Annotated in this window: 1 protein-coding gene and 1 pseudogene; both read right to left on the minus strand. The window is 45.7% G+C overall.

The features are described from left to right. Positions 1-34: 34 nt before the first annotated feature. Positions 35-244: pseudogene (locus tag UC14_RS27390) on the minus strand (filamentous hemagglutinin); the annotation flags it as partial. 41 nt (positions 245-285) lie between these two features. Next, a complete protein-coding gene (locus UC14_RS26630) occupies positions 286-582 on the minus strand; it encodes a hypothetical protein (protein WP_112151912.1) in 297 nt (98 codons plus the stop codon). Positions 583-647: the final 65 nt, after the last annotated feature.

The following is a 647-nucleotide window of genomic DNA, read 5'->3' on the forward strand; positions in this document are numbered from 1 at the left end:
TGGCTTGGCTTGGCTTGGCCATCCGATAGCCCTAACCATGCGTCCGCGCAATATCCATCATCGCCTGAACGCCAATTTCCCCGATGATATGCGCCTGTTTCAGGCGGTTCTGCTCTTTCTCCTTATCGCAAATTGGGCTGATGCTGGCGTTGGCATGTTCCGTGTCGCGGCTGAGATCATTGATATTTTGCTGCTGAGCCGCGTTGTCACGCACAACGATAGTGCCGTCCGACACGGCTGACTGACGGATACAAAAATCCCAGCTCAGGGGCCGGGATTAATCGATTAATAATCAGAGTAATATGTAATCTGGTAGGCATCCCCTAATTCGACCTGAAGACATTTAGCGAGTTCACCACCTTCATGGATAAAAGTTAGTTGATCTTCCTTTGTCGCAAAATCTGACGACGCTGGATCTTCATCATTTAATATTGAGTCATATTTTTCCGACCAGTTATTAAGCCTCTCCTTTAATTCATCTGAAAGAGGTAAACTTTCCGGATCAATATTACCAACCTCTCCTGGAGAGTTATTCCACAGCGGAAAGGAGTAATAATCTGCCATTAACTTTATTATTTTCATTTTACTCTCCCGGCAGGATTAGCACCTACCATAAAACCATTGCTAGACACAGTAATTGCGAGGCG

Source organism: Rahnella sp. NRRL B-41462 (genome assembly GCF_003263525.1).
GTDB lineage: Bacteria > Pseudomonadota > Gammaproteobacteria > Enterobacterales > Enterobacteriaceae > Rahnella > Rahnella aceris.

Bases quoted from the DNA above. Each gene is read 5' to 3' on its own strand.
- UC14_RS26630 (WP_112151912.1), bottom strand. From the start codon at position 582: ATGAAAATAATAAAGTTAATGGCAGATTATTACTCCTTTCCGCTGTGG.